Source organism: Citrobacter sp. C1, assembly GCF_014596895.2.
In the GTDB taxonomy this organism is placed as follows: domain Bacteria; phylum Pseudomonadota; class Gammaproteobacteria; order Enterobacterales; family Enterobacteriaceae; genus Citrobacter; species Citrobacter gillenii.
In genome coordinates, this window is sequence record NZ_CP115035.1 from 2568514 (window position 1) to 2591046 (window position 22533).

General features: G+C 51.8%; 20 protein-coding genes. 12 read left to right on the forward strand and 8 right to left on the reverse strand.

Features of this window, described 5'->3' with window-relative positions; genetic code table 11:
- Positions 1-15 precede the first annotated feature (15 nt).
- Entirely contained in the window at positions 16-735 is a 720-nt protein-coding gene (gene folM / locus IB214_RS12370) for a dihydromonapterin reductase (RefSeq protein WP_096757113.1), read from the forward strand.
- Here the strand turns inward: folM and IB214_RS12375 are convergent.
- Complete coding sequence (locus IB214_RS12375) at positions 732-1067, reverse strand: GlpM family protein (protein WP_096757114.1); 336 nt, start codon at positions 1065-1067, stop codon at positions 732-734. The two genes, folM and IB214_RS12375, sit on opposite strands and share 4 nt — an antisense overlap.
- Positions 1068-1193: 126 nt before the next feature.
- Here IB214_RS12375 and rstA point away from each other — a divergent pair, with 126 nt between their 5' ends.
- Together rstA and IB214_RS12385 are read left to right on the forward strand one after the other, a co-directional pair.
- Entirely contained in the window at positions 1194-1928 is a 735-nt protein-coding gene (gene rstA / locus IB214_RS12380) for a two-component system response regulator RstA (protein WP_167456051.1), read from the forward strand.
- 242 nt (positions 1929-2170) lie between these two features.
- Positions 2171-3523: an L-cystine transporter gene (locus tag IB214_RS12385; protein ID WP_115258545.1), complete on the forward strand. Its 1353-nt coding sequence runs from the start codon at positions 2171-2173 to the stop codon at positions 3521-3523.
- Positions 3524-3580: 57 nt separating this feature from the next.
- Here the strand turns inward: IB214_RS12385 and IB214_RS12390 are convergent, their stop codons facing one another.
- The 3 genes from IB214_RS12390 to IB214_RS12400 form a co-directional block, all read right to left on the reverse strand.
- Positions 3581-4609 carry a HoxN/HupN/NixA family nickel/cobalt transporter gene (locus IB214_RS12390; protein WP_115258546.1) on the reverse strand — a complete coding sequence of 343 codons (1029 nt, stop codon included), beginning with the start codon at positions 4607-4609 and terminating at the stop codon, positions 3581-3583.
- Between the two features lie 121 nt (positions 4610-4730).
- Entirely contained in the window at positions 4731-5561 is an 831-nt protein-coding gene (locus IB214_RS12395) for an aminoglycoside phosphotransferase family protein (protein WP_117343080.1), read from the reverse strand.
- Positions 5562-5850: 289 nt separating this feature from the next.
- Positions 5851-6303 (reverse strand): SgcJ/EcaC family oxidoreductase, encoded by a 453-nt coding sequence (locus tag IB214_RS12400; protein ID WP_096757119.1) that lies wholly within the window; start codon positions 6301-6303, stop codon positions 5851-5853.
- A gap of 595 nt (positions 6304-6898) precedes the next feature.
- Between IB214_RS12400 and rstB the strand changes: the two genes are divergently transcribed.
- Together rstB and tus are read left to right on the forward strand one after the other, a co-directional pair.
- Positions 6899-8200, forward strand: coding sequence for a two-component system sensor histidine kinase RstB (gene rstB, locus IB214_RS12405; RefSeq protein ID WP_117343079.1), 1302 nt, complete (start codon positions 6899-6901; stop codon positions 8198-8200).
- A 73-nt stretch (positions 8201-8273) separates the two neighbouring features.
- Positions 8274-9203, forward strand: a complete 930-nt coding sequence (gene tus / locus IB214_RS12410) for a DNA replication terminus site-binding protein (RefSeq protein ID WP_117343078.1) — start codon at positions 8274-8276, stop codon at positions 9201-9203.
- Here the strand turns inward: tus and fumC are convergent.
- Together fumC and fumB are read right to left on the reverse strand one after the other, a co-directional pair.
- Positions 9200-10603 carry a class II fumarate hydratase gene (gene fumC / locus IB214_RS12415; RefSeq protein WP_096757122.1) on the reverse strand — a complete coding sequence of 468 codons (1404 nt, stop codon included), beginning with the start codon at positions 10601-10603 and terminating at the stop codon, positions 9200-9202. The genes tus and fumC overlap by 4 nt on opposite strands.
- 141 nt (positions 10604-10744) lie before the next feature.
- Positions 10745-12391 carry a class I fumarate hydratase gene (fumB, locus tag IB214_RS12420; RefSeq protein WP_117343077.1) on the reverse strand — a complete coding sequence of 549 codons (1647 nt, stop codon included), beginning with the start codon at positions 12389-12391 and terminating at the stop codon, positions 10745-10747.
- A gap of 263 nt (positions 12392-12654) precedes the next feature.
- On the opposite strand from fumB, the gene manA reads away from it, so the two are divergent.
- Both manA and IB214_RS12430 read left to right on the forward strand, forming a co-directional pair.
- Positions 12655-13830, forward strand: a complete 1176-nt coding sequence (manA, locus tag IB214_RS12425) for a mannose-6-phosphate isomerase (RefSeq protein WP_117343076.1) — start codon at positions 12655-12657, stop codon at positions 13828-13830.
- A 107-nt stretch (positions 13831-13937) separates the two neighbouring features.
- Positions 13938-15446: a YdgA family protein gene (locus tag IB214_RS12430; RefSeq protein ID WP_117343123.1), complete on the forward strand. Its 1509-nt coding sequence runs from the start codon at positions 13938-13940 to the stop codon at positions 15444-15446.
- Between the two features lie 68 nt (positions 15447-15514).
- On the opposite strand, the gene IB214_RS12435 is transcribed toward IB214_RS12430, so the two are convergent.
- Positions 15515-16543, reverse strand: a complete 1029-nt coding sequence (locus IB214_RS12435; RefSeq protein WP_117343075.1) for a Mal regulon transcriptional regulator MalI — start codon at positions 16541-16543, stop codon at positions 15515-15517.
- 170 nt (positions 16544-16713) lie between these two features.
- On the opposite strand from IB214_RS12435, the gene malX reads away from it, so the two are divergent.
- The 4 genes from malX to add all read left to right on the forward strand — a co-directional run bounded on the left by malX (position 16714) and on the right by add (position 21051).
- Complete coding sequence (malX, locus tag IB214_RS12440; protein WP_117343074.1) at positions 16714-18306, forward strand: maltose/glucose-specific PTS transporter subunit IIBC; 1593 nt, start codon at positions 16714-16716, stop codon at positions 18304-18306.
- 10 nt (positions 18307-18316) lie between these two features.
- The gene (locus IB214_RS12445; RefSeq protein ID WP_117343073.1) at positions 18317-19489 is read left to right on the forward strand and encodes a MalY/PatB family protein; all 1173 of its coding nucleotides are present in this window, start codon (positions 18317-18319) and stop codon (positions 19487-19489) included.
- A gap of 163 nt (positions 19490-19652) precedes the next feature.
- Entirely contained in the window at positions 19653-19823 is a 171-nt protein-coding gene (locus tag IB214_RS12450; protein ID WP_164496619.1) for a YnfU family zinc-binding protein, read from the forward strand.
- Positions 19824-20049: 226 nt separating this feature from the next.
- Positions 20050-21051, forward strand: coding sequence for an adenosine deaminase (add, locus tag IB214_RS12455; RefSeq protein ID WP_117343072.1), 1002 nt, complete (start codon positions 20050-20052; stop codon positions 21049-21051).
- 47 nt (positions 21052-21098) lie between these two features.
- On the opposite strand, the gene IB214_RS12460 is transcribed toward add, so the two are convergent.
- Entirely contained in the window at positions 21099-22139 is a 1041-nt protein-coding gene (locus IB214_RS12460; RefSeq protein WP_096757129.1) for an oxidoreductase, read from the reverse strand.
- Between the two features lie 241 nt (positions 22140-22380).
- Between IB214_RS12460 and blr the strand changes: the two genes are divergently transcribed.
- On the forward strand, positions 22381-22515 hold the full coding sequence (gene blr / locus IB214_RS12465; RefSeq protein WP_117343071.1) for a division septum protein Blr: 135 nt from the start codon (positions 22381-22383) through the stop codon (positions 22513-22515).
- The last annotated feature ends 18 nt before the right edge of the window (positions 22516-22533 follow it).

A 22533-nucleotide genomic window follows, 5' to 3' on the forward strand; every position in this document is an offset into this window, starting at 1 on the left:
TTAATGGAGATTACGATGGGTAAAAAGCCCCTGCCAATACTTATCACCGGCGCAGGCCGTCGCATCGGCCTCGCAATTGCATGGCATTTTTTGAATCAAAAACAGCCGGTAATTATCAGCTATCGTACGCATTATCCATCGATTGATGGTCTGCAAGAAGCCGGCGCGGTGTGCATTCAGGCCGATTTTTCGACCGATGCCGGCGTGCTGGCCTTCGCTGATGACGTAAAAAACCGAACGGATGGATTACGCGCCATCGTGCACAATGCCAGCGCCTGGGTTGCAGAAAAACCCGGTAAACCGCTGTCTGACGTGTTGTCCAGCATGATGCAGATCCATGTCAACACGCCCTACCTGCTAAACCACGCGCTGGAAGGCCTGCTGCGCGGCCACGGCCACGCCGCCGGCGACATCATCCATTTTACAGATTACGTCGTCGAGCGCGGCAGCGACAAACATATCGCGTATGCCGCCAGCAAGGCTGCACTGGACAACATGACCCGCTCATTCGCGCGTAAACTGGCACCAGAAGTCAAAGTGAACGCCATCGCCCCATCGCTTATTCTGTTTAACGAAGATGACGACGCCGAATATCGTCAGCAGGCTCTGAACAAGTCACTGATGAAAACCGCGCCCGGCGAGAAAGAGGTCATTGAGTTAATCGATTATCTGTTGACCAGCTGTTTTGTCACCGGGCGTAGTTTTGCCCTGGATGGCGGTCGCCACCTGCGTTAGTGCAGTTTTACCCAACAAATAATCAGCAACCACGCGCTCAGGCCCCAGCAGACTACCGCCCCGCCGAGCGCGACGGGCAGGCGCATAAACCCGGTGAAGTACCACAGTGAAACAAGGTAGACAAAATAGGGAATAATTGACCACATACTGAAGACAATTGTGGTGCGTAACGCTTCAATACCGCGCTCGCTGGCCACAATATAGTGAGCGATCAGCGCAAATGTCGGGAACAGTGGAATTAATCCGGCAATATAGTAATTCTTTGTTTTAGCCAGCACGCCAATCAACACCACCACCAGCGCACCCAGCGCCGCTTTTATAAGTAACCCCATCACTTTGCCTTAACACATCAATAACATCAGCCCCTAGCATAACGGAAGCGTTCTCGTTTAGAAAAGATTAATGGAAGGAAAAACAGGGGCGGTGTATGTTGGCACTTTATAATCAAAATGAATGATATGAACACCATCGTATTTGTTGAAGATGATCCTGAAGTCGGTTCGCTGATTGCCGCCTACCTGGCCCGGCACGATATAGAGGTCATCCTTGAACCGCGCGGCGATGTAGCCGAAGAGAAGGTCCTGCAGGTTCAACCCGACCTGGTGTTGTTAGACATTATGCTGCCTGGTAAAGACGGAATGACCATCTGTCGTGATTTGCGCGGGCGCTGGCGGGGTCCAATTGTTCTGCTGACGTCTCTCGACAGCGATATGAACCATATACTGGCGCTCGAAATGGGAGCCTGTGACTACATTCTGAAAACGACGCCGCCGGCGGTGCTGCTGGCCCGCCTGCGCCTGCATTTACGCCAGAACGAACATTCGACGCAGTCAAAAGGTATTCAGGCGGCCACCCTTACGCCGCATACCATACTGCGCTTTGGTACGCTAACTATCGATCCAACCAATCGTTCCGTGCTACTTGCTGGTGACCCCGTTTCGCTGTCTACCGCCGATTTCGAACTACTGTGGGAGCTGGCAACCCATGCGGGACACATTATGGATCGCGATGCGTTGCTGAAAAATCTGCGTGGTGTGAGTTATGACGGGATGGATCGCAGCGTTGATGTGGCGATTTCCAGACTGCGCAAAAAACTGCTGGATAACGCCACAGAGCCGTACCGCATCAAGACCATCCGTAATAAAGGCTATTTGTTTGCCCCGCACGCCTGGGATGATGAACCACGCAAATAACCCCGCCAGGCTGGTTTTAACCCAGCCAAATTCGCCATTTAACGTTACACTGTCACGCAAATCGTCTACAGGATAAGCATAAAGACCTCGTCTCGGTCTGAACCACACTTTTTGTGTGGCTGTCAGTGGTCCCCCTCCCTATAATCCGTCCCGGTCCTGAGCCACTATGGCTCAGCGTTTTATTTCAAAAATACACTCTCTTTCCGGCATTTCAGGTGCTGAATGAGGCAAGAGGCTACATTATGTTCGTTACTCTCGCGTATATCGCGTTATTTTTGGTTTGTTCATGGGCTGTATTCAGAATCGACCAAAAAAGTCACTCCCTGTCCAAAAGCGTCTTCATTGCCATTTTTATCGGTGCCGTTATTGGCTTATCCCTGCATTTTATTGCAGCCGACAACAGCAAAACAATTATCGACTGGTATAACGTCATCGGTAACGGTTATGTCAATTTACTCAAACTGGTTGCGGTTCCGCTAATCTTTATCTCTATCCTGTCGGCGATTAATAAGCTCGAAAACAGCGCCGGAATTGGCAAAATGTCGCTCACTATTGTAGGGAGCATGCTCTGCCTGGTGATGATCGCCGGATTTGTTGGCCTGCTCACCGCCCACGTTTTAGGTCTGGATGCCAGCGCGTTTGGCCATATGCAGTCAACATTGACGGCTGAGGATGTGAGTAAAACAGCCGCCGTTTCACTGCCTAAGCTAGTCACCTCGCTGATCCCCACCAATATCTTCCTCGATCTTACCGGGGCCAGAAGCGTTTCTGTTATTGGTATTGTGATTTTCACTCTGCTTGCCGGGGTAGCATTATTAAAAGTAAAACAAGATGCACCGCAAGAAGGTGAAAAATTAAGCGCGGGCATTAACGCCATCCAGATTTGGGTGATGAAAATGGTGCGCATCGTTATTGCCCTCACCCCCTATGGCGTGATGGCATTAATGGCTGGAGTGTTTTCCGCTTATCGGTTTGAACAATTTGCCAGTTTGTTAGGTTTTATTGCCGCCTGCTACATTGCCGTGCTGATGATGTTTATCGTGCATGCGCTAATTTTGCTGCTTAGCGGAAACAATCCTGTGCGCTATTTTAAAACCGTGTGGCCGGTTTTAACCTTTGCGTTTGTTTCGCGCAGCAGCGCTGCCTCTATTCCACTGGCCATTACCGCGCAGGAAAAATTTGGCGTACAAAATACCATTGCCAATATCGCGGCTTCATTTGGTTCCAGCATGGGCCAGAATGGCTGTGCCGGGATTTACCCTGCGATTATGGTGGCAATGATTGCACCGACAATGGGCATCGATCCGCTGTCGGTACATTTTCTGCTCGCGATGCTACCGGCGATTGCGCTGGGATCGATTGGGGTGGCGGGCGTCGGTGGTGGTGGGACGTTTGCCGCACTGATTGTGCTTTCCACGCTGAATTTTCCGGTCGCGCTGGTGGGGATTTTTATTGCTATTGAGCCGATTGTCGATATGGCGAGGACTGCATTAAACGTCAACGGTTCGATGATGTCGGGCGTGCTGGCTAACCGAATATTGCGTAAAGAAACGTCCGCGCAGCAACCGTCCACATCGCTCAGCAACGCTGAATAACCGTTCAGAGCAGTGCCAGATAATAGCCTTCCCGCTGACAGGAAGGCTTTATTTAGGTTAGCTGAGCATCAACCTGTCATAGTTTTTCCAGCGATAATTCAGCGCGGAGAGGATCCAGCAACCGAGAAATACAGCAATAATCATAAAACCAACATTACCCATGTGGTCACTCATATTGCTTACCGTATCCCACATTCCGCCCTGAAGTGAAAACGCATCGGACAGTAATCCTAACGCTTCCAGCCCGCCAATAAATACCGCCACAATCACCGAGGTTCCGGTGATTGTCATATTGTAATACAGCTTTCGCTGCGGCTTATTAAAGGCCCAGCCATAGGCCTCGACCATCAGAATACTGTCGAGGCAATCAATTAACGCCATGCCACAGGTAAACAATGCCGGAAACACCAGAATGGACCAGATGGACATCCCACTGGAAGCACCTGAAGCAGAAATGCCTAACAGCGAAATTTCTGTGGCAGTATCAAAACCCAGCCCAAACAAAAAGCCGACAAAATACATATGCCAGTCTTTCCCCACCAGCCTAAAGGCCGAGCGGAAGAGCCAACTCAGAGGCCCTGAAATCGTGATTTCTTCCGCGGTTCCGTAATAGGTGCCCGTACGTTTTAAATGGCGGAATGCCTTCCATACCTGGCAGAAGATGATCAGATTGATGGTCGCCAGAATCAGCAAGAACGCAGCAGAAACGGCCGTACCGATCACGCCCCCAACATTCTGCAACCATGCCATATGATGTTTAAACACGCTGGTAGTGAGGGCGATGCCAATACTTGCCAGTACCACAATGGTGGAATGTCCGAGAGAAAACCATGCCCCGGTGGTCAATGCGCGCTTTTTTTGCTGCATCAGTTTGCGGGTTGCGCTGTCGATGGCGGCGATATGATCGGCATCCACGGCGTGGCGTAAACCGTAGCACCAGGCGACCAGGCTCAGCGCCAGAAGCGAGGTATGATGACTAAACACCGTGAAAGCCCACAGCCACGCCACAATGTTTGCCCCGACCAAAATCGCCACCAGCAGCATAATATCCGGACGTTTTTTGCACACTGAAAACAACGTGTTCATTGTTTTCGGCCCATTAACTTATTCATAAGAGACACAACCTAACCCGCCATTTACTGATTGGTAATCTAAATATTTATCAGCCTAATGATAACGGTTTAAAATTGCTGACGCGTGTCATAGATCAAAGTTGCAGAGACCCTGAGTCCAGTTCAGCAAACGCGAGATCCGCCACCCGCAGGGTTATTACCGCAGTGTCCCCGTCTTGCAGAAACCAGGCGGAAGAAAGCCCACACCATGCCGCGATCCACAGAAGAAGACGCTCGCGTTTAAGTCCGGCAGCCTCTGAAACGATGTTGACGCGCTGGGTGAACCGCGATGGATCAATGGCGATGCCAATACCAGGATCGGCAAGATCGGGATTGGTGAAAATATTGGCGTAATCAAACCCACGCTCACCCAACAACCCTTTCGGATCGATAGCCAGCCATCCAGATTCTGCAAAATCAAGCACATTACCGTGGTGTAAATCACCGTGCAGCACCACGACATCTTGCGCAGTGGAGAAAAGCACATTGGCTGCCTGCGCGCAACGAAGCATGATCCCACCAAAACGTTGCGCTGTCGGCTCAAGATCGCGAAACCAATGTTCAAGCGGCGTGAGCAGCGGTGTTGAGGTATCTGCCGCAACATGGAGTCGACGGGCAGTTTGGCAAATGATGCGGCAGGCTCGCTCATCCTGGTCTTCCCGGGACATATCCGTCAGCGATTGTGTCCCTGTGGCACGTTCTAACAGAATCGCCCCATTTTCATGAGCCAGCACCCTCCCCGCCCCTTTCCCGTTCCACCAGGTCATCAACTGACAACCGGTTCGCTCACTGTCATCATCCGTGAGTTTAAGAATGGCTTTCTTGCCACCGTGAATTGATGTCACAGGTAGCAGATACGATGTATGAGTCACGATGGGAGCACCATCAGGGATGAGTTTCCAGCGGCTTAACCAGGTACTGAACATATGCTTTCCAAAGTAATACCACCCTCTTCAGCCTGAGTGAATCGCTGGTGGAACATTAGCGAGATTTTTACCGCATTATAACGATGACGGGTCAGGGCGACACCTACATCTATACAGAATTTTATGCTAGGTTGAAAAATACAGTCCTCGAGAAAGAGCCAAACGCCAGCTTCAAAAACAGATCGTTTATGCTGCCTTACGGTCAAATGTGCCATAGCATTCAGAATAAAATAAAATCACATCATCGATAAAAACAGGGAGCGCTCAATTCTCGCCCCCTGCACTTTTTTTACCCCTCAGGCATCGCCGAAGAATGATGGGTAGAGATTTTCCACTCTTTTCCATCCCATGCGTAAGTGAACGTATATCGTGCTGAAACGGTAGATTTATCGGCGAAGGTAAATGTGTAGGTACCGGTATCTATCGCCTTGTTGCACCCCAGACGAATAGTGCGAGTATCAATTTTTCCGGTAGGTTTCTTCGCCAGAAAATGCTCAAAATAATCAATGCGTTCAGCATCCGTTAAGCGGGCTTTATTGGATACCGTTGGCAGTAACACCGCATCGCTGAGATAGTTTTCTGAAACCGTCTTCGCGTTGCCCGTTTTTAACGATGCGTTCCACTTATCAAATAGCGCTTCGATTTGAGCGTTATCGACCTTCACGCAGTCAGGTGCCGACACCGCAAAAACCGGGCCAGACAGAAGGGTCAGTGAAGCAATAAGACCAAATAATTTCTTCATTTTAATCAATCCATTCGTGGTCGTATGGCAATGCTGAACCATTGATAACCAAGCTATAAAAATCGCATGGCATGTCATTATCAATGGGAATCATCAACATACGCTGTGTGTGAAAATAAAGAATCCGTGAGGGAAAGGGTATTCAATACGAAGGAGTTATAAGAGATTTTTGTGTTATCGCCACGGGTAGAGACTGTTCAACTTCCTGGTTAATTATAGTTCAGTGATTATTGCTGAAGCATGACTTTCAGTATTTTTGCCCGCATCCAGTACGGGCTTTTTAGATGATGCTCCCCTCATATCGCGCACTCACCTTGCACAAAGACAACCGCCAGCAGCAATTACTCTGTTAAGACGAGACTGTTTACCGGGCCCAACTGCCCTCGCACGTTCCAGACATGCTGTATTTATTACGGGCCTCATGGGCCATGAGAATGCAGAAAGGGTTTATACAGTGTACTCTGCCGGGATAAGCGCGATTGACGATACTCAGACTGAATTTCTGAATCTGCGTCTCGGTGGCTACAGCAATCCCCCGCCAGCCCCGAGTGGCAAAAGCGTATTAGCTAACTTATTGAGCGTCCGGTGATTTGTTATGAAGAAGCTGTTTGTACAGTTTTACCTGTTGCTGTTCGTCTGCTTTCTGGTGATGACCCTGCTGGTCGGTTTGGTATATAAATTCACCGCAGAGCGCGCCGGCAGGCAGTCGCTTGATGATTTAATGAAAAGCTCTTTGTATTTGATGCGCAGTGAGCTTCGCGAGATCCCCCCCCATGAGTGGGGGAAGACGCTGAAAGAGATGGATTTAAACCTCTCGTTTGATCTGCGCGTGGAGCCGCTGAATAAATACCATCTGGATGCCCCTACCCAGCAGCGTCTGCGCGAGGGCGATATTGTGGCACTCGACGACCAGTACACCTTTATTCAGCGTATTCCTCGCAGCCATTATGTCCTTGCCGTCGGCCCGGTTCCCTATCTCTATTTTTTACATCAAATGCGCTTGCTGGACGTCGCGCTGATGGCGTTCATCGCCATTTCGCTGGCCTTCCCGGTGCTTATCTGGATGCGTCCGCACTGGAAGGAGATGTTGAGGCTGGAAGCGGCGGCGCAACGTTTTGGTGAAGGACACCTGAGTGAACGGCTGCATTTTGACAGCGGTTCCAGTTTTGAGCGGCTCGGCGTGGCGTTCAACCAAATGGCGGACAATATCAATGCGCTCATTGCCAGCAAAAAACAGCTGATTGATGGCATCGCCCATGAGCTGCGCACACCGCTGGTGCGTTTACGCTACCGGCTGGAGATGAGCGATAACCTCAGCGAACAGGAATCCCAGGCGCTGAATCGTGATATTAGCCAGTTGGAAGCGCTCATCGAAGAGTTACTCACCTATGCGCGACTCGACCGGCCACAGAATGAGTTAAACCTCACGGAACCAAACCTACCGGTATGGCTCACCACCCATCTGGACGATGTACAAAGCGTTAATCCTGACCGCACGGTGCGCCTGCGCCATCTAACCTCCGGTGATTACGGTGCGCTGGATATGCGCCTGATGGAGCGCGTCCTGGATAATTTACTCAACAACGCCCTGCGCTACTGCCAGTCTACGGTTCACGCCAGTCTGCTGCTTCAGGGTAATCAAGCGATGCTGATCGTCGAAGACGATGGCCCCGGCATTCCACCTGACGCCCGTGCGCAAGTTTTTGAACCGTTTGTTCGTCTCGATCCCAGCCGCGACCGGGCCACGGGCGGCTGCGGACTCGGGCTGGCCATCGTCCACTCGATTGCGCAGGCCATGGGCGGTACGGTGATGTGTGACGAAAGCGAGCTCGGCGGCGCGCGTTTCACCTTTAGCTGGCCCCTCTGGCATAACATTCCTGAATTTTCCGCTGCCTGACCCCTACGGCTCGGTGGTCAGGTAACGTTGGGTGTGCTATAAAAAAGTATGTTGTAACTAAAATGGTAACTCTATGGCTCGTTACGATCTCGTTGAACGTCTGAACAGCACTTTTCGCCAGATGGAACAAGAACTGGCGCAATTCACTGAAAATCTGCAGCAGCACACGCTACTGATTGCCCGTGTGTTCTCCTTGCCAGAAATCGCAAAAGAGTCGGAGCACGCCCCGCTGGAGGCCATCGACGTAAAACAACATTTAGGTAAAGAAGCTGAAAGTCTGGCGCTGCGCCACTATCGCCACCTGTTTATTCAGCAGCAGTCCGAGAATCGCAGCAGCAAAGCTGCCGTGCGCCTACCCGGCGTGTTGTGCTATCAGGTCGACAGCCCTTCTCAGGCGACGCTAGAAGCGCAAATTCAGCGTATCAACCAGTTGAAAACAACCTTTGAGCATATTGTGACGGTGGATTCAGGTCTGCCACCCGCCGCACGTTTCGAATGGGTGCATCGCCATTTACCAGGACTCATCACCCTCAATGCTTATCGAACGCTGACGGTGGTCAGAGAACCTGCGACCCTGCGATTCGGTTGGGCCAATAAACACATTATTAAAAACCTGAAACGCGATGAGGTACTGGAACAACTGGAAAAGAGCCTGAATTCACCGCGCAGCGTACATCCATGGACGCGCGAAGAGTGGCAGGCCCGTCTGGAGCGCGAGTATCAGGACATTGCCGCCCTGCCGCAACAGGCGAAACTGAAGATAAAAAGACCGGTGAAAGTCCAGCCCATCGCCCGCGTCTGGTACAAAGGGCAGCAAAAGCAAGTGCAATATGCGTGTCCGACACCGCTGATTGCACTGATTAATAACGATAATGGTATGAGTGTGCCGGACATCGGCGAGTTGCTGAATTACGATGCCGACAACGTGCAACACCGTTTCAAACCGCAGGCGCAGCCGCTGAGGTTGATTATTCCCCGGCTGCACCTGTATGTGGCAGATTAACGTCCCGGTCGCATACTTCCGACCATCAGTTCCGGGCGCACCCAACTGTCGAACTCGGCTTCGCTAAGGTAGCCCAGCGCCAGCGCCGAGGCTTTTAACGTCAGCCCCTCTTTGTGAGCCTTTTTGGCGATCTCTGCGGCTTTATCGTACCCAATATGGGTATTCAGGGCAGTCACCAGCATCAGGGATTCGTTGAGCAACTGGTCAATGCGCTCGCGATTGGGCTCAATGCCGGTCGCGCAGTGCGCATTGAAGCTTTCCATACCATCTGCCAGCAGACGAACTGATTGCAGGAAATTATGGATAACCATCGGTCGGTAGACGTTAAGCTCAAAATTACCGGAGGCTCCGCCAATGTTGATAGCCACATCGTTGCCCATTACCTGACAGCACAGCATAGTTAAGGCTTCACATTGTGTGGGGTTGACCTTACCAGGCATGATGGAGCTGCCTGGCTCGTTTTCAGGAATCGCTATCTCGCCGATACCACAGCGCGGACCAGACGCCAGCCAGCGCACATCGTTGGCAATTTTCATTAACGATGCAGCCAGACCTTTCAGTGCACCATGGGCATGTACCAGCGCATCACAGGTGGCCAGCGCTTCGAATTTATTCGGCGCGGTGACAAACGGCGCACAGGTGATCACTCTCAGTTCATCCGCGACCCGGCGAGCATATTCAGGATGTGTATTCAGTCCGGTGCCGACGGCCGTTCCTCCCAAAGCCAGTTCAGCCACATGCGGCAGGCTGTTTTCTATGTGCTTCAGGTTATGTTCCAGCATCGCCACCCAGCCAGAAATTTCCTGACCCAGCGTCAACGGTGTAGCGTCCTGCAGATGCGTACGGCCAATTTTGACAATATCTGCAAACGCGTGGGATTTTTTACTCAGTGTTTCAATTAAAACATTCAATTGTGGAATAAGTGACTTACGCAGAGCCAGCAGTGCGGCAACGTGCATCGCCGTGGGGAACACGTCATTTGAACTTTGGCTTTTATTGACGTCATCGTTGGGGTGTATTTTACGTTCCATCCCCCGCACGCCGCCCAGCAGTTCGCTGGCCCGGTTCGCCAGCACCTCGTTCATGTTCATATTGCTTTGCGTACCGGAACCGGTCTGCCAGATAGCCAGCGGAAACTCGTCAGCGTGTTTATCAGCCAGCACTTCATCTGCCGCCTGCATGATGGCGTTCGCTTTTTCTGCCGCCAGCAGCCCGAGGTCCTGATTTACCTTCGCGGCGGCACGTTTAGTGAGCGCCAGCGCGTGGATCAGCGAGACCGGCATTTTCTCCGTAGAGATACGAAAATGCTCCAGCGATCGTTGGGTTTGTGCGCCCCAGAGTTTATCGGCCGGAACCTCAATCGCCCCCATTGAATCATTTTCGCGGCGTACCGTTACCATGACCTGCTCCTTATATTAACAATTGATTAGGTTATGTTTCGACATTGCCCATTGCCATTGGTCTTATGAGTATTGACGAGGATGGAACCCTCGTTTGGTGGTTCGTGCGGTAAAAAAAACCGCCCCGAGGGGCGGCTGACGTTACTTAACGCAGCGTGCGCACTGCGACGTCTGAATCTGTTGGAAGAAATCGTTACCTTTGTCATCCACCAGGATAAACGCCGGGAAATCTTCCACTTCAATTTTCCAGATGGCTTCCATCCCCAGTTCCGGGTATTCCACACATTCCAGACTCTTGATACTGCCTTGCGCCAGCACTGCCGCAGGACCGCCGATACTACCTAAATAGAAGCCACCGTGTTTATGGCAGGCGTCAGTAACCTGCTGGCTGCGGTTGCCTTTTGCCAGCATGATCATGCTGCCACCCGCAGACTGCAGTTGATCAACGTATGAATCCATGCGCCCGGCGGTGGTTGGGCCCAGCGAACCCGAAGCATAACCTTCCGGCGTTTTCGCCGGACCCGCGTAATAGATTGGATGATCTTTAACATACTGCGGCAAACTTTCGCCGTTATCCAGACGCTCTTTCAGTTTTGCATGCGCAATATCACGTCCGACGATGATTGTGCCATTCAGTGACAGGCGCGTGGAAACAGGATACTGCGACAACTGAGCCAGGATCTCTTTCATCGGGCGGTTAAGATCGACGCGCACCGCTTCGCCTTCACCGGCCTGACGCAACGCTTCCGGGATGTACTTGCCGGGATTATTTTCCAGCTTCTCAATCCAGATCCCCTGGCGGTTGATTTTGGCTTTGATATTACGATCCGCTGAACAGGAGACGCCCATGCCAACCGGGCATGACGCACCGTGGCGCGGCAGGCGGATCACGCGAATATCGTGGGCGAAGTATTTCCCGCCGAACTGCGCGCCCAGTCCAAGGTTTTGCGCTTCAATCAACAGCTCTTTTTCCAGCTCGACATCGCGGAACGCCTGACCATGCTCATTACCTTCAGTCGGCAATTCATCATAATATTTTGCCGACGCCAGCTTAACGGTTTTCAGCGTTGCTTCTGCCGAGGTGCCACCAATCACAAAAGCAATGTGATACGGCGGACAGGCTGCGGTTCCCAGCGTACGCATTTTCTCGACCAGATAATTTTTCAATTTACCCGGTGTGAGCAGCGCTTTGGTTTCCTGATACAGATAGGTTTTATTCGCCGATCCCCCGCCTTTGGCGATGCAGAGGAATTTGTACTCGTCACCGTCCACGGTATACAGGTCTATCTGCGCAGGCAGGTTGGTTCCGGTGTTCACCTCGTTATACATATCCAGCGCGGCGTTTTGCGAATAGCGCAGGTTATCTTCGATATAAGTGTTATACACCCCACGGGCCAGAGCGGCTTCATCACCCCCGCCGGTCCAGACACGTTGCCCTTTTTTACCGACAATAATCGCCGTACCGGTGTCCTGGCAGGTCGGTAACACGCCTTTCGCCGCGATGTCGGAGTTACGCAGGAATTGCAGGGCCACATATTTGTCGTTTTCGCTGGCATCCGGGTCGCGAAGAATATCCGCAACCTGCTGCTGATGCGCCGGACGCAGCATAAATGAGGCATCATGAAATGCCTGGCGGGCAAGGAGGGTTAAGGCTTGCGGATCAACTTTAATGATTTCGTGGCCTTCAAATTCGGAAACGGAAACATGGTCGCTGGTCAACAGATAGTATTCGGTATCATCCTTTTTGAGGGGGAAAGGATGCTGATAATGAAAGGGTTTGTTTGACATTGTGCTCTCACTTACTGCTCGGTCTGGTTATTCTCTGGGCAGATGTTCCATTGCCCTGCTTCCCTGTCGCGGGTCCGGTTGTGCCAGCAACGGCCTTTGTGCAACCAGAATTGCTCAGGGTATTAAAAGCGAGTCACCATATCCTACACAATTTTTTAACAAAAACTGAGACAAGTACGACTTTTTACATGCGCAGGTTACTTCCCCGTGGGTTTCTTGGTTTAATAGTCAGAGATAATTCCACATTGAAACAGGGCTTGATAATGCAAAAACTCATCAACTCAGTGCAGAACTATGCCTGGGGAAGCAAAACTGCCTTAACGGAACTTTATGGCATTGAAAATCCGACCCAGCAACCGATGGCAGAGCTGTGGATGGGCGCCCATCCGAAAAGCAGTTCTCGGGTTCAGAACGCCGACGGCCAGACAGTTTCCCTGCGTGACGTGATCGAGCACGATAAGTCAGCACTGTTAGGTGATGCCGTAGCACAACGCTTTGGTGAACTGCCTTTCCTGTTTAAAGTGCTCTGCGCTGCCCAGCCTCTTTCGATTCAGGTCCACCCGAACAAACACAATTCTGAGGTTGGCTTTGCCAAAGAAAACACCGCAGGGATCCCAATGGACGCCGCCGAGCGTAATTACAAAGATCCTAATCACAAGCCCGAACTGGTGTTTGCCCTGACGCCTTTCCTGGCGATGAATGCGTTTCGCGAGTTCTCCGAGATTGTGGCGCTGCTACAGCCAGTGTCTGGTGCGCATCCGGCCATCGCTCACTTCCTGCAGGAACCCAACGCCGAGCGTCTGAGCCACCTTTTCGCCAGCTTGTTGAATATGCAGGGTGAAGAGAAATCGCGTGCGCTGGCCGTACTGAAATCTGCCCTTAACAGCCAACAGGGTGAGCCGTGGCAAACTATCCGTCTGATAGCGGATGTCTATCCGGATGATAGCGGCCTGTTCTCTCCGCTGCTGCTCAATGTGGTAAAGCTGAATCCAGGCGAGGCGATGTTCTTGTTTGCCGAAACCCCACACGCCTACTTGCAAGGTGTGGCGCTCGAGGTCATGGCCAACTCCGATAACGTACTGCGCGCCGGACTGACGCCGAAATACATCGATATTCCAGAACTGGTCGCCAACGTTCAGTTTGTCGCTAAACCGGCGAATCAACTGCTGACAACCCCAGTCAAAACAGAGAGTGAACTGGATTTCCCAATCCCGGTTGACGATTTCGCGTTCTCCCTACATGAACTGTCTGCCCGTGAAGCCACTATCAGCCAGCACAGCGCCGCCATTTTGTTCTGCGTTGAGGGCGAAGCCGTGCTGAGCAAGGGCGAGCAACGCTTGGTACTGAAAGCAGGTGAATCGGCATTTATCAGCGCCAATGAGTCGCCGGTGAACGTCAGCGGCACCGGTCGTTTAGCGCGGGTTTATAACAAGCTGTAGCAAGATACTGATATTTTTAACAACTCTTGCTAAGCTAGTAGTGAGTTAAAGACATGTCACCCCTCCAGGCGTCTTCAAACGCCTGGATTTATTTTATGGATATCGAAATGAAAAAAACGCTGGTAGCTGCGGGTGTGGTGGTTGCACTGGGAATCGTCTGGACGGGCGGTGCATGGTTCACGGGAAAGAAACTGGAAACCCATCTTGCTGAGATGGTGACGCAGGCAAACGATCAGCTCAAACGCCTCTCGCCCGAGGCAGGCATTGAGCTGAGTTATGAGAACTACCAGCGCGGCGTGTTCAGCAGCCAGCTGCAACTGGTGGTAAAACCTGTTGCCGGTCAGGAAAATGCCTGGCTGAAGCCAGGGCAAAGCATCATTTTGGATGAATCCGTCGATCATGGCCCTTTCCCGCTAGCCCAGCTTAAGTCATTCAACCTGGTACCCGCGATGGCCGCAGTGAAAACCACGCTGGTGAATAATGACGTCACCAAACCGTTATTTGACATTGCCAAGGGTGAGTCTCCTTTCATCATCAATTCCCGCGTGGGCTATAGCGGCGATACCCGCTCTGACATATCTCTCAAGCCGCTGAGTTACGAAAAAGGCGATGAGAAAGTGGCCTTTAGCGGAGGCGAATTCCAGCTCAGCGCCGACAAAGACGGTAACGCGGTTTCCCTGACCGGTGAAGCGCAAAGCGGCGTGGTCAATGCGGTTAACGAGTACGATCAAAAAGTACAAGTTACCTTTAATAATCTGAAGACGGATGGCTCAAGCTCGGTTGCCAGCTTTGGTGAGCGTATTGGCGATCAGAAATTGTCCCTTGATAAGCTGTCTATTTCCGTCGAAGGCAAAGAGCTGGCGGTGCTGGAAGGCATGGGCATCGACGGTAAATCAGACCTGGTTAACGAGGGTAAAACCGTCAACAGCCAGCTGGATTACACGATCAACAGCCTGAAATTGCAGGGTCAAGATTTGGGTAGCGGTAAGCTGACGCTGAAAGTAGGCCAGATTGATGGCGAAGCATTACATCAGTTCAGCCAGCAGTATAGTGCCCAAACCAAAGCATTGATGTCACAGATTGACGTAGTGCAAAACCCGGAGCTGTATCAGCAGAAAGTGACCGAAGCGTTCTTCAGCGCTCTGCCTATTCTGATGAAGGGTGAGCCGGTTATTACCGTTGCGCCACTGAGCTGGAAAAATGCCAAGGGTGAGACCAGCTTTAATCTGTCCCTGTTCCTGAAAGACCCGAATGCGAACCAGGAAGAACCAAAAACGCTGGCCCAGGAAGTGGATCGCTCAGTGAAATCACTGGACGCAAAGCTGGCGATCCCGATGGATATGGCAACTGAGTTCATGACCCAGATTGCCAAACTGGAAGGGTATCAGCAGGAAGAAGCGGCAGGTATGGCGAAACAGCAGGTCAATGGTCTTGCTGCGATGGGTCAAATGTTCCGCATCACGACGGTACAGGACAACACCATCGGCTCCAGCCTGCAGTACGCAAATGGTCAGGTGACGCTCAACGGCCAAAAAATGCCGCTGGATGAGTTTGTCGGCATGTTTGGTATGCCAACACTTTCCGCACCAGATGCCCCGGCCATGCCGCAGCCGTAATTACCATCTGCGTGATGTCCGCCACAGCCCGATAAAGCAATTTATCGGGCTTTTTTACCTCTGGCGCATTACTTTTGCGTCACCAGTCTGGCGGATAACGTCAGATTGCGCGAATGCCCCTCATCACTGCTGATTCGCTGGAGTACGCGTTCAGCCAGTGTATATCCCATTTCACGCGCGGGCGTGCTGGCCCAAATAATCGGTAAATCATCCAGAGCGTTCTCTGCCACATCAGCAAAGGCGGCTAGCGAGATCTGCTGTTCAAAATAACGGTCAACGCCAATTTCACCACTCTGACGCCCTGCTTTCATCAGGCCAAACCAAGCCCCAACGGCGATAGTTTCGTTATAGCACACCACTGCACTGATGGTCGGGTTATGCCGTAGTAGCGCCGTCACGGCGTCTGCGGCCTGCTTCTGGCTTGAGGCGCACTCCAGTACCCAATCGCTGTGAAAAGGCAGTCCAAATTTAAGCAGCGTGGCGCAATATCCCCCCACGCGTTCTGCACGGGTCAGAGAGGAGCTCTGTCCCCCTAACCAGGCGATTCGTTGATGACCATGCCCGACAAGATGCTCAACTAACAGCTGCGCAGCCTGCATATTGTCGGGTCTGACGGTGTCAGCATCATCCAGATAGCTGGCGCGTGAAGCAAACACTACCGGAATACCCTTTTCACCGGCCAACTGCCGTAACGCGTCGCTGCTGCCTGCGGCTCCGGCGATCACCACCCCGTCAACACCCTGATTGAGTAACATCGAGAAACGCTGGGCCAGCTGTTCGCCGTCCTTACCGCCATGCAGTAAAAATACCATCCGCCCCTGAGCTTCTAAGGCTTCCGTCAGTCCTGCCGTCAGTTCGGCATAAAACGGCGTCGAGAGATCGCGAACGATTAACCCAATAACCCCACTCTGCCCGCCACGCAGCGCCGATGCCTGGCGGTTACGTACGAACCCCAGTTGTTCGATGGCAGCATTGACCCGTTCTCCGGTCGCTGATGAGATACGCCCTTTGCCGCTAAGAACCAATGAGACGGTACTGACTGAAACACCGGCCGCCAGCGCTACATCATGAATGGTTATTTTTTTGGCTATAGCCATAAAACCAGAAAGCTCCCTGATAACGTGATGGATAAAACGTTTTATCAATCATCCGTATTTATACGCCCTATTATCCTTCGATAATGTGATTTGTAACGCACTAAAATTAGGTAAAACGTTTTATCTTCTCGCCATCATTCGTTGGTCGATTTTTTACAAGGAGTCGTTAGATGACGACGAGAACCACACCAAAAGTCACGTTATGGGAATTTTTCCAGCAGTTGGGCAAAACCTTTATGTTGCCCGTAGCACTGCTCTCGTTTTGCGGGATCATGCTGGGGATCGGCAGCTCATTAAGCAGCCATGATGTCATTACGCTGCTCCCCGCGTTGGGGAACCCGATGTTGCAGGCGCTGTTTACCTGGATGAGCAAAGTCGGATCCTTCGCATTTAGTTTTCTGCCGGTGATGTTTTGTATCGCTATCCCGCTTGGCCTGGCGCGCGAAAACAAAGGCGTTGCGGCCTTTGCCGGTTTTGTCGGCTATGCGGTAATGAACCTGGCCGTCAACTTTTGGTTAACGGCCAAGGGAATATTGCCCACCACGGATGCGGCGATCCTCAAAGCTAACAACGTGCAAAACATTCTGGGGATCCAGTCGATCGACACTGGGATCCTCGGTGCGGTAATCGCCGGGATCATTGTCTGGATGCTGCATGAACGTTTCCACAACATTCGCCTGCCGGATGCGCTGGCGTTCTTCGGTGGTACCCGTTTTGTGCCGATTATTTCGTCGGTAGTGATGGGACTGGTCGGGCTGGTCATTCCGCTGATTTGGCCGTTCTTCGCCATGGGTATCACTGGCTTGGGTAACATCATCAATAGCGCCGGTGATTTTGGTCCGATGCTGTTTGGTACCGGTGAACGTCTGCTGTTGCCGTTTGGCCTGCATCACATTCTGGTGGCCTTAATTCGCTTCACTGAAGCTGGCGGTACGCAGGAGGTGTGTGGTCATAGCGTTAGCGGCGCGCTGACTATTTTCCAGGCCCAATTGAGCTGCCCTACCACTCAGGGCTTCTCTGAAAGTGCCACGCGTTTCCTGTCCCAGGGCAAAATGCCGGCGTTCCTCGGCGGTTTACCGGGCGCTGCGTTAGCGATGTACCACTGTGCTCGCCCTGAAAATCGTCACAAAATTAAGGGATTATTAATCTCCGGCCTGATCGCCTGCGTGATTGGCGGTACCACCGAACCTCTGGAATTCTTATTCCTGTTCGTCGCACCATTGCTGTACGTTATTCACGCACTGTTGACCGGACTGGGCTTCACTATCATGGCTGTGCTTGGCGTCACTATCGGCAATACCGATGGCAACCTGATTGACTTCGTGGTGTTTGGCATCCTGCACGGGTTGTCCACCAAGTGGTATCTGGTACCGGTTGTCGCTGCTATCTGGTTCGCGGTGTACTACGTCATCTTCCGCTTCGCCATCACCCGCTTTAATCTTAAAACACCGGGTCGTGATGTCGAAATTGCCAGCAATATTGAGAAAGTCATGGCAGGAACGCCGGGCAAATCAGGCTATAACGTCCCGGCTATTCTGGCGGCGCTGGGTGGCGCTGAGAATATCGTCAGCTTGGATAATTGCATTACCCGCTTGCGTCTTTCCGTGAAAGATATGTCGCTTGTGAACGTGCAGGCACTGAAGGACAATCGCGCGATTGGTGTCGTTCAACTCAATCAGCATAACTTGCAGGTCGTCATCGGTCCGCAGGTCCAGTCGGTGAAGGACGAAATGACGGTTCTGATGAATACCGTACAGGCATAAGGGCAACAATATGTTTGATTTCTCAACTGAAGTGGACAGGCACGGTACCTGGTGCACCCAATGGGATTATGTCGCCGACCGGTTTGGTTCAGCCGACCTGCTACCATTCACCATCTCAGATATGGATTTTGCCACCGCACCATGCATTCTCCAGGCGCTGACGCAGCGCCTGTCACACGGTGTGTTGGGCTACAGTCGCTGGAAAAATGATGATTTTTTGGCGGCAATTAGCCACTGGTTCCTGACCCGCCATAACACCCAAATCGATCCGCAATCTGTAGTTTATGGCCCCTCCGTCATCTATATGGTGTCGGAGCTGATCCGCCAGTGGTCATCAACGGGTGACGCGGTGGTTATCCATACTCCAGCTTACGATGCGTTTTACAACGCCATCAAAGGCAACCAGCGTACAGTGCACCCTGTTGCACTGGAGAAACGTGCGCACGGCTGGTATTGCGATATGGCTAAGCTGGAAGAAACCCTCTCGCGGCCTGAAAGCAAAATTCTTCTGCTCTGTAGTCCGCAGAATCCGACCGGCAAGGTCTGGACCCGAGATGAACTGGAAACCATGGCCAGCATGTGTCAACGGCACGGCGTGAAGGTCATTTCCGACGAGATTCATATGGACATGGTATGGGATCAACAACCTCATATCCCATGGAGTCAGGTTGCTCGAGGCGACTGGGCGCTGCTCACATCCGGCTCCAAGAGTTTTAATATTCCGGCGCTAACCGGGGCTTACGGGATCGTTGAAGACGCCGATAGCCGTAACCACTACCTTGCGGCGCTAAAAAGCCGAGATGGCCTTTCCTCACCTGCAGTACTGGCGCTTACCGCGCATATTGCTGCTTATCAGCACGGCGCCCCGTGGTTGGATGCGTTACGCGATTATCTGGCCGCTAATCTGCACTATGTCGCACATGAGCTTAATGCTGCGTTCCCTGAGTTAAACTGGCAGATCCCACAATCAACTTATCTGGCATGGATTGACCTGCGTCCGCTCAATATTGATGATCATGCGTTGCAGGATGTACTCATCCATCAGCAAAAAGTCGCGATCATGCCGGGATATACCTATGGTGAAGAAGGTCGCGGTTTTGTCCGTCTGAATGCCGGATGTCCGCGTGCAAAACTGGAAAAAGGTGTGAATGGGTTAATAAACGCTATTCGTTCGCTACGCTGACTGTATTTGCGCAATGAGCCTTTTCATTGCGCAAATTTTACCTGCTGGGGAATCCGCCTTCTTTGTTACTCTCTCACCATTGCACAATAGGGCAATGTGAGAAAAAACAGTATTTTTCAGCTAACCGTGTATAGTGGGCTTCCACTCAAATCAGGAAGAGCCTATGTCTGAACGTAAAAATGTGAAATCCCGCCGTAATTTTCTTATCAAATGTCCTTGCCCTAACTGCACCGCGCATTCTGAACACAGTTTTTCTCGCGTACAAAAAGGTGCCATGTTGATTTGCCCGCAGTGCAATAAACTATTCCAGGCCGATACCAAACTCGTCGCGTAAACTGCTATTCAGATAACCGCTGCTCAAAACAATTATCATGAATTGCGGTTATCACAGCATAAATCATCACTCCGAATCTCACGACATCTGTCATCTATAATTTCAGCAAATATCACGCCTAAATTAGGCTATTACAAAGCGAATACCTACTTTCTGGATGGTTTTAGCGGATGATGTTTCTGTTGTATAATGGTGCGCACTTTTACTAAAAACAAAGAGTGCGACCATGATTGATAAATCCCTCCCCTTAACCGACATCCATCGCCACCTTGATGGCAACATTCGTGCGCAAACCATTCTCGATCTTGGCCGTCAGTTCAATTTAACGCTTCCCGCTCAAACGCTGGAAACGCTGATCCCGCACGTGCAGGTCACCTCGACAGAACCGGATTTAGTCAGTTTTTTGTCGAAGCTTGACTGGGGCGTGAAGGTACTGGCCTCGCTGGATGCCTGCCGCCGCGTGGCATTTGAAAATATTGAAGATGCCGCCCGTAACGGGCTGCACTATGTGGAACTGCGCTTTTCGCCCGGCTATATGGCGATGGCGCATCAACTCCCCGTCGCGGGCGTGGTTGAAGCAGTGATTGCGGGCGTACGTGAAGGCTGCAAGGCTTTTGGCGTGGAAGCGCGCTTAATTGGCATTATGAGCCGTACTTTTGGCGAAGCCGCTTGCCTGCAGGAACTGGATGCGCTGTTAGCACACCGTGACCACATTACCGCACTGGACCTGGCGGGCGATGAACTGGGTTTCCCAGGCAGTCTGTTCCTGTCTCATTTTAATCGGGCGCGCGATGCAGGCTGGCACATTACCGTGCACGCTGGTGAAGCAGCAGGCCCTGAAAGCATCTGGCAGGCAATCAGAGAACTGGGCGCTGAACGTATTGGTCATGGCGTTAAAGCTGTGGAAGATCGTGCATTGATGGATTTTCTTGCCGAGCAGCGAATTGGCATCGAATCCTGCCTGACCTCCAACATCCAGACCAGCACCGTTGCTTCACTGGCTGCACATCCGCTGAAGACGTTCCTCGAACAGGGTGTGTTGGCCAGTCTAAACACCGACGATCCCGCGGTTCAGGGCGTGGATATTATTCACGAATATACCGTTGCTGCTCCAGCTGCAGGGTTGAGCCGCGAGCAGATCCGTCAGGCGCAAATTAATGGTCTGGAAATGGCGTTTTTGAGTACTGAAGAGAAACGTGCGTTGCGTGAGAAAGTCGCAGCGGCATAACGATGATAGTGCCGGATAGCGCTAACGCTTATCCGGCATTTCCGCAATCAGGCAAGACACAACGTAGAACGATGTTTTGCCGATTCAATACCCAGCTCAATCAGTTCCATAATTTGAATGGCCTGTCGTGCTGGAACCGGGTTTTCACCATTGCCGTTCAGTGCATCACGGATACCCGCATAATAAGCCGGATAGTTACCCGGCACGGTTAACCAGGTCTCTTCCACACGTTCTTCGCCTTCGACCCGCGTCAGCACGCCATCGCGCATGTCGTAACCCCAGTCTTCCTGCGGCAAACGTTCACCATTTTTTAAACGTTCTTCCTGCGGATCAAGACCGTATTTCACATAGCTCCCACGCGAACCGTGCACGATGTAGCGTGCCGACTCGGCGGCAGCCAGCATCGTGCCGTGCAGAACCACCCGACGCTGAGGATAAGTCAAAATGGCGTGGAAATAATCTGTCGATTGTGCGCCAGGACGCAACTGCGCAAGGTCCACCGTCAGGCTGACGGGCAAACCAAACAGGTTAATGGCCTGATCCAACAGATGAGGCGCTAAATCGTACCAGATACCGCTTCCTGGACCGCCCTGTTCACGCCAGCGGTCGCGGACCTGCGGACGGAAACGATCGAAGTGGGATTCAAAGTAAGCGACTTCACCCAACACTCCGTCTGCCAGCAGGGCTTTCAGCGTCAAGAAATCACTGTCCCAGCGGCGGTTATGGAAAACAGACAGCACACGACCCAGGCTACGCGCCAACGCATCCAGCTCGCGAGCTTGTGACAGTGTCACGGTAAATGGCTTATCAACAACCACGTGTTTACCCGCTTCCAGCGCTGCTTTAGCGAGCGGGAAATGCGTGTCATTCGGCGTGGGGATCACAATCAGGTCGATGCTGGGATCGTTAAACAGATGCTTAGGCTCACTCACCACCGTAACAGAAGGCCAGTCCGCCTTCACTTTTGCTTCGTCACTACTGGATACCGCGGCCAGCTCCAGCCCCGGGGTGCCCACAATCAGAGGGGCATGGAAAGTTTTGCTGGCATAGCCATAGCCAATCAGCCCAACGCGGATGTTGTCACTCATGTTATTGCCTCTCAATTCAGGACCGACCTATTTCACACCATACATCGCAACGTCACAACAGTTTAATAACCTTTGCAGGGAAAAGGTTGTTTCTTAACTTAAGTCAAACATATGCCACTTAGCGATAACTTGCTGCGAAAAAGTCGTCGAAATCGTTCCCAATGCTCTTGCCGTCTTACTTATTGATAAGTAACATTTGCCTCCTGTGTTTAAGGATAAATCAAAGCAAATGTCGTCAGTAATGAATCGTCTTATTGAGTTAACAGGTTGGATTGTTCTCGCGGTTTCCGTCATCCTTTTAGGTATTGCCACGCATATCGACAACTACCAGCCACCAGAACCAACGGCTTCGGTGCATACGGTGCAGAAAAAATAACCCACGGCCTCCTTTTTT

Bases quoted from the DNA above. Each gene is read 5' to 3' on its own strand.
- IB214_RS12385 (WP_115258545.1), top strand. From the start codon at position 2,171: ATGTTCGTTACTCTCGCGTATATCGCGTTATTTTTGGTTTGTTCATGG.
- IB214_RS12390 (WP_115258546.1), bottom strand. From the start codon at position 4,609: ATGAACACGTTGTTTTCAGTGTGCAAAAAACGTCCGGATATTATGCTG.
- IB214_RS12430 (WP_117343123.1), top strand. From the start codon at position 13,938: ATGAAAAAAACGCTGGTAGCTGCGGGTGTGGTGGTTGCACTGGGAATC.
- IB214_RS12375 (WP_096757114.1), bottom strand. From the start codon at position 1,067: ATGGGGTTACTTATAAAAGCGGCGCTGGGTGCGCTGGTGGTGGTGTTG.
- malX (WP_117343074.1), top strand. From the start codon at position 16,714: ATGACGACGAGAACCACACCAAAAGTCACGTTATGGGAATTTTTCCAG.
- add (WP_117343072.1), top strand. From the start codon at position 20,050: ATGATTGATAAATCCCTCCCCTTAACCGACATCCATCGCCACCTTGAT.
- IB214_RS12400 (WP_096757119.1), bottom strand. From the start codon at position 6,303: ATGAAGAAATTATTTGGTCTTATTGCTTCACTGACCCTTCTGTCTGGC.
- tus (WP_117343078.1), top strand. From the start codon at position 8,274: ATGGCTCGTTACGATCTCGTTGAACGTCTGAACAGCACTTTTCGCCAG.
- folM (WP_096757113.1), top strand. From the start codon at position 16: ATGGGTAAAAAGCCCCTGCCAATACTTATCACCGGCGCAGGCCGTCGC.
- IB214_RS12450 (WP_164496619.1), top strand. From the start codon at position 19,653: ATGTCTGAACGTAAAAATGTGAAATCCCGCCGTAATTTTCTTATCAAA.
- fumC (WP_096757122.1), bottom strand. From the start codon at position 10,603: ATGGTAACGGTACGCCGCGAAAATGATTCAATGGGGGCGATTGAGGTT.
- blr (WP_117343071.1), top strand. From the start codon at position 22,381: ATGAATCGTCTTATTGAGTTAACAGGTTGGATTGTTCTCGCGGTTTCC.
- fumB (WP_117343077.1), bottom strand. From the start codon at position 12,391: ATGTCAAACAAACCCTTTCATTATCAGCATCCTTTCCCCCTCAAAAAG.
- IB214_RS12445 (WP_117343073.1), top strand. From the start codon at position 18,317: ATGTTTGATTTCTCAACTGAAGTGGACAGGCACGGTACCTGGTGCACC.
- manA (WP_117343076.1), top strand. From the start codon at position 12,655: ATGCAAAAACTCATCAACTCAGTGCAGAACTATGCCTGGGGAAGCAAA.
- IB214_RS12435 (WP_117343075.1), bottom strand. From the start codon at position 16,543: ATGGCTATAGCCAAAAAAATAACCATTCATGATGTAGCGCTGGCGGCC.
- rstB (WP_117343079.1), top strand. From the start codon at position 6,899: ATGAAGAAGCTGTTTGTACAGTTTTACCTGTTGCTGTTCGTCTGCTTT.
- IB214_RS12460 (WP_096757129.1), bottom strand. From the start codon at position 22,139: ATGAGTGACAACATCCGCGTTGGGCTGATTGGCTATGGCTATGCCAGC.
- rstA (WP_167456051.1), top strand. From the start codon at position 1,194: ATGAACACCATCGTATTTGTTGAAGATGATCCTGAAGTCGGTTCGCTG.
- IB214_RS12395 (WP_117343080.1), bottom strand. From the start codon at position 5,561: ATGTTCAGTACCTGGTTAAGCCGCTGGAAACTCATCCCTGATGGTGCT.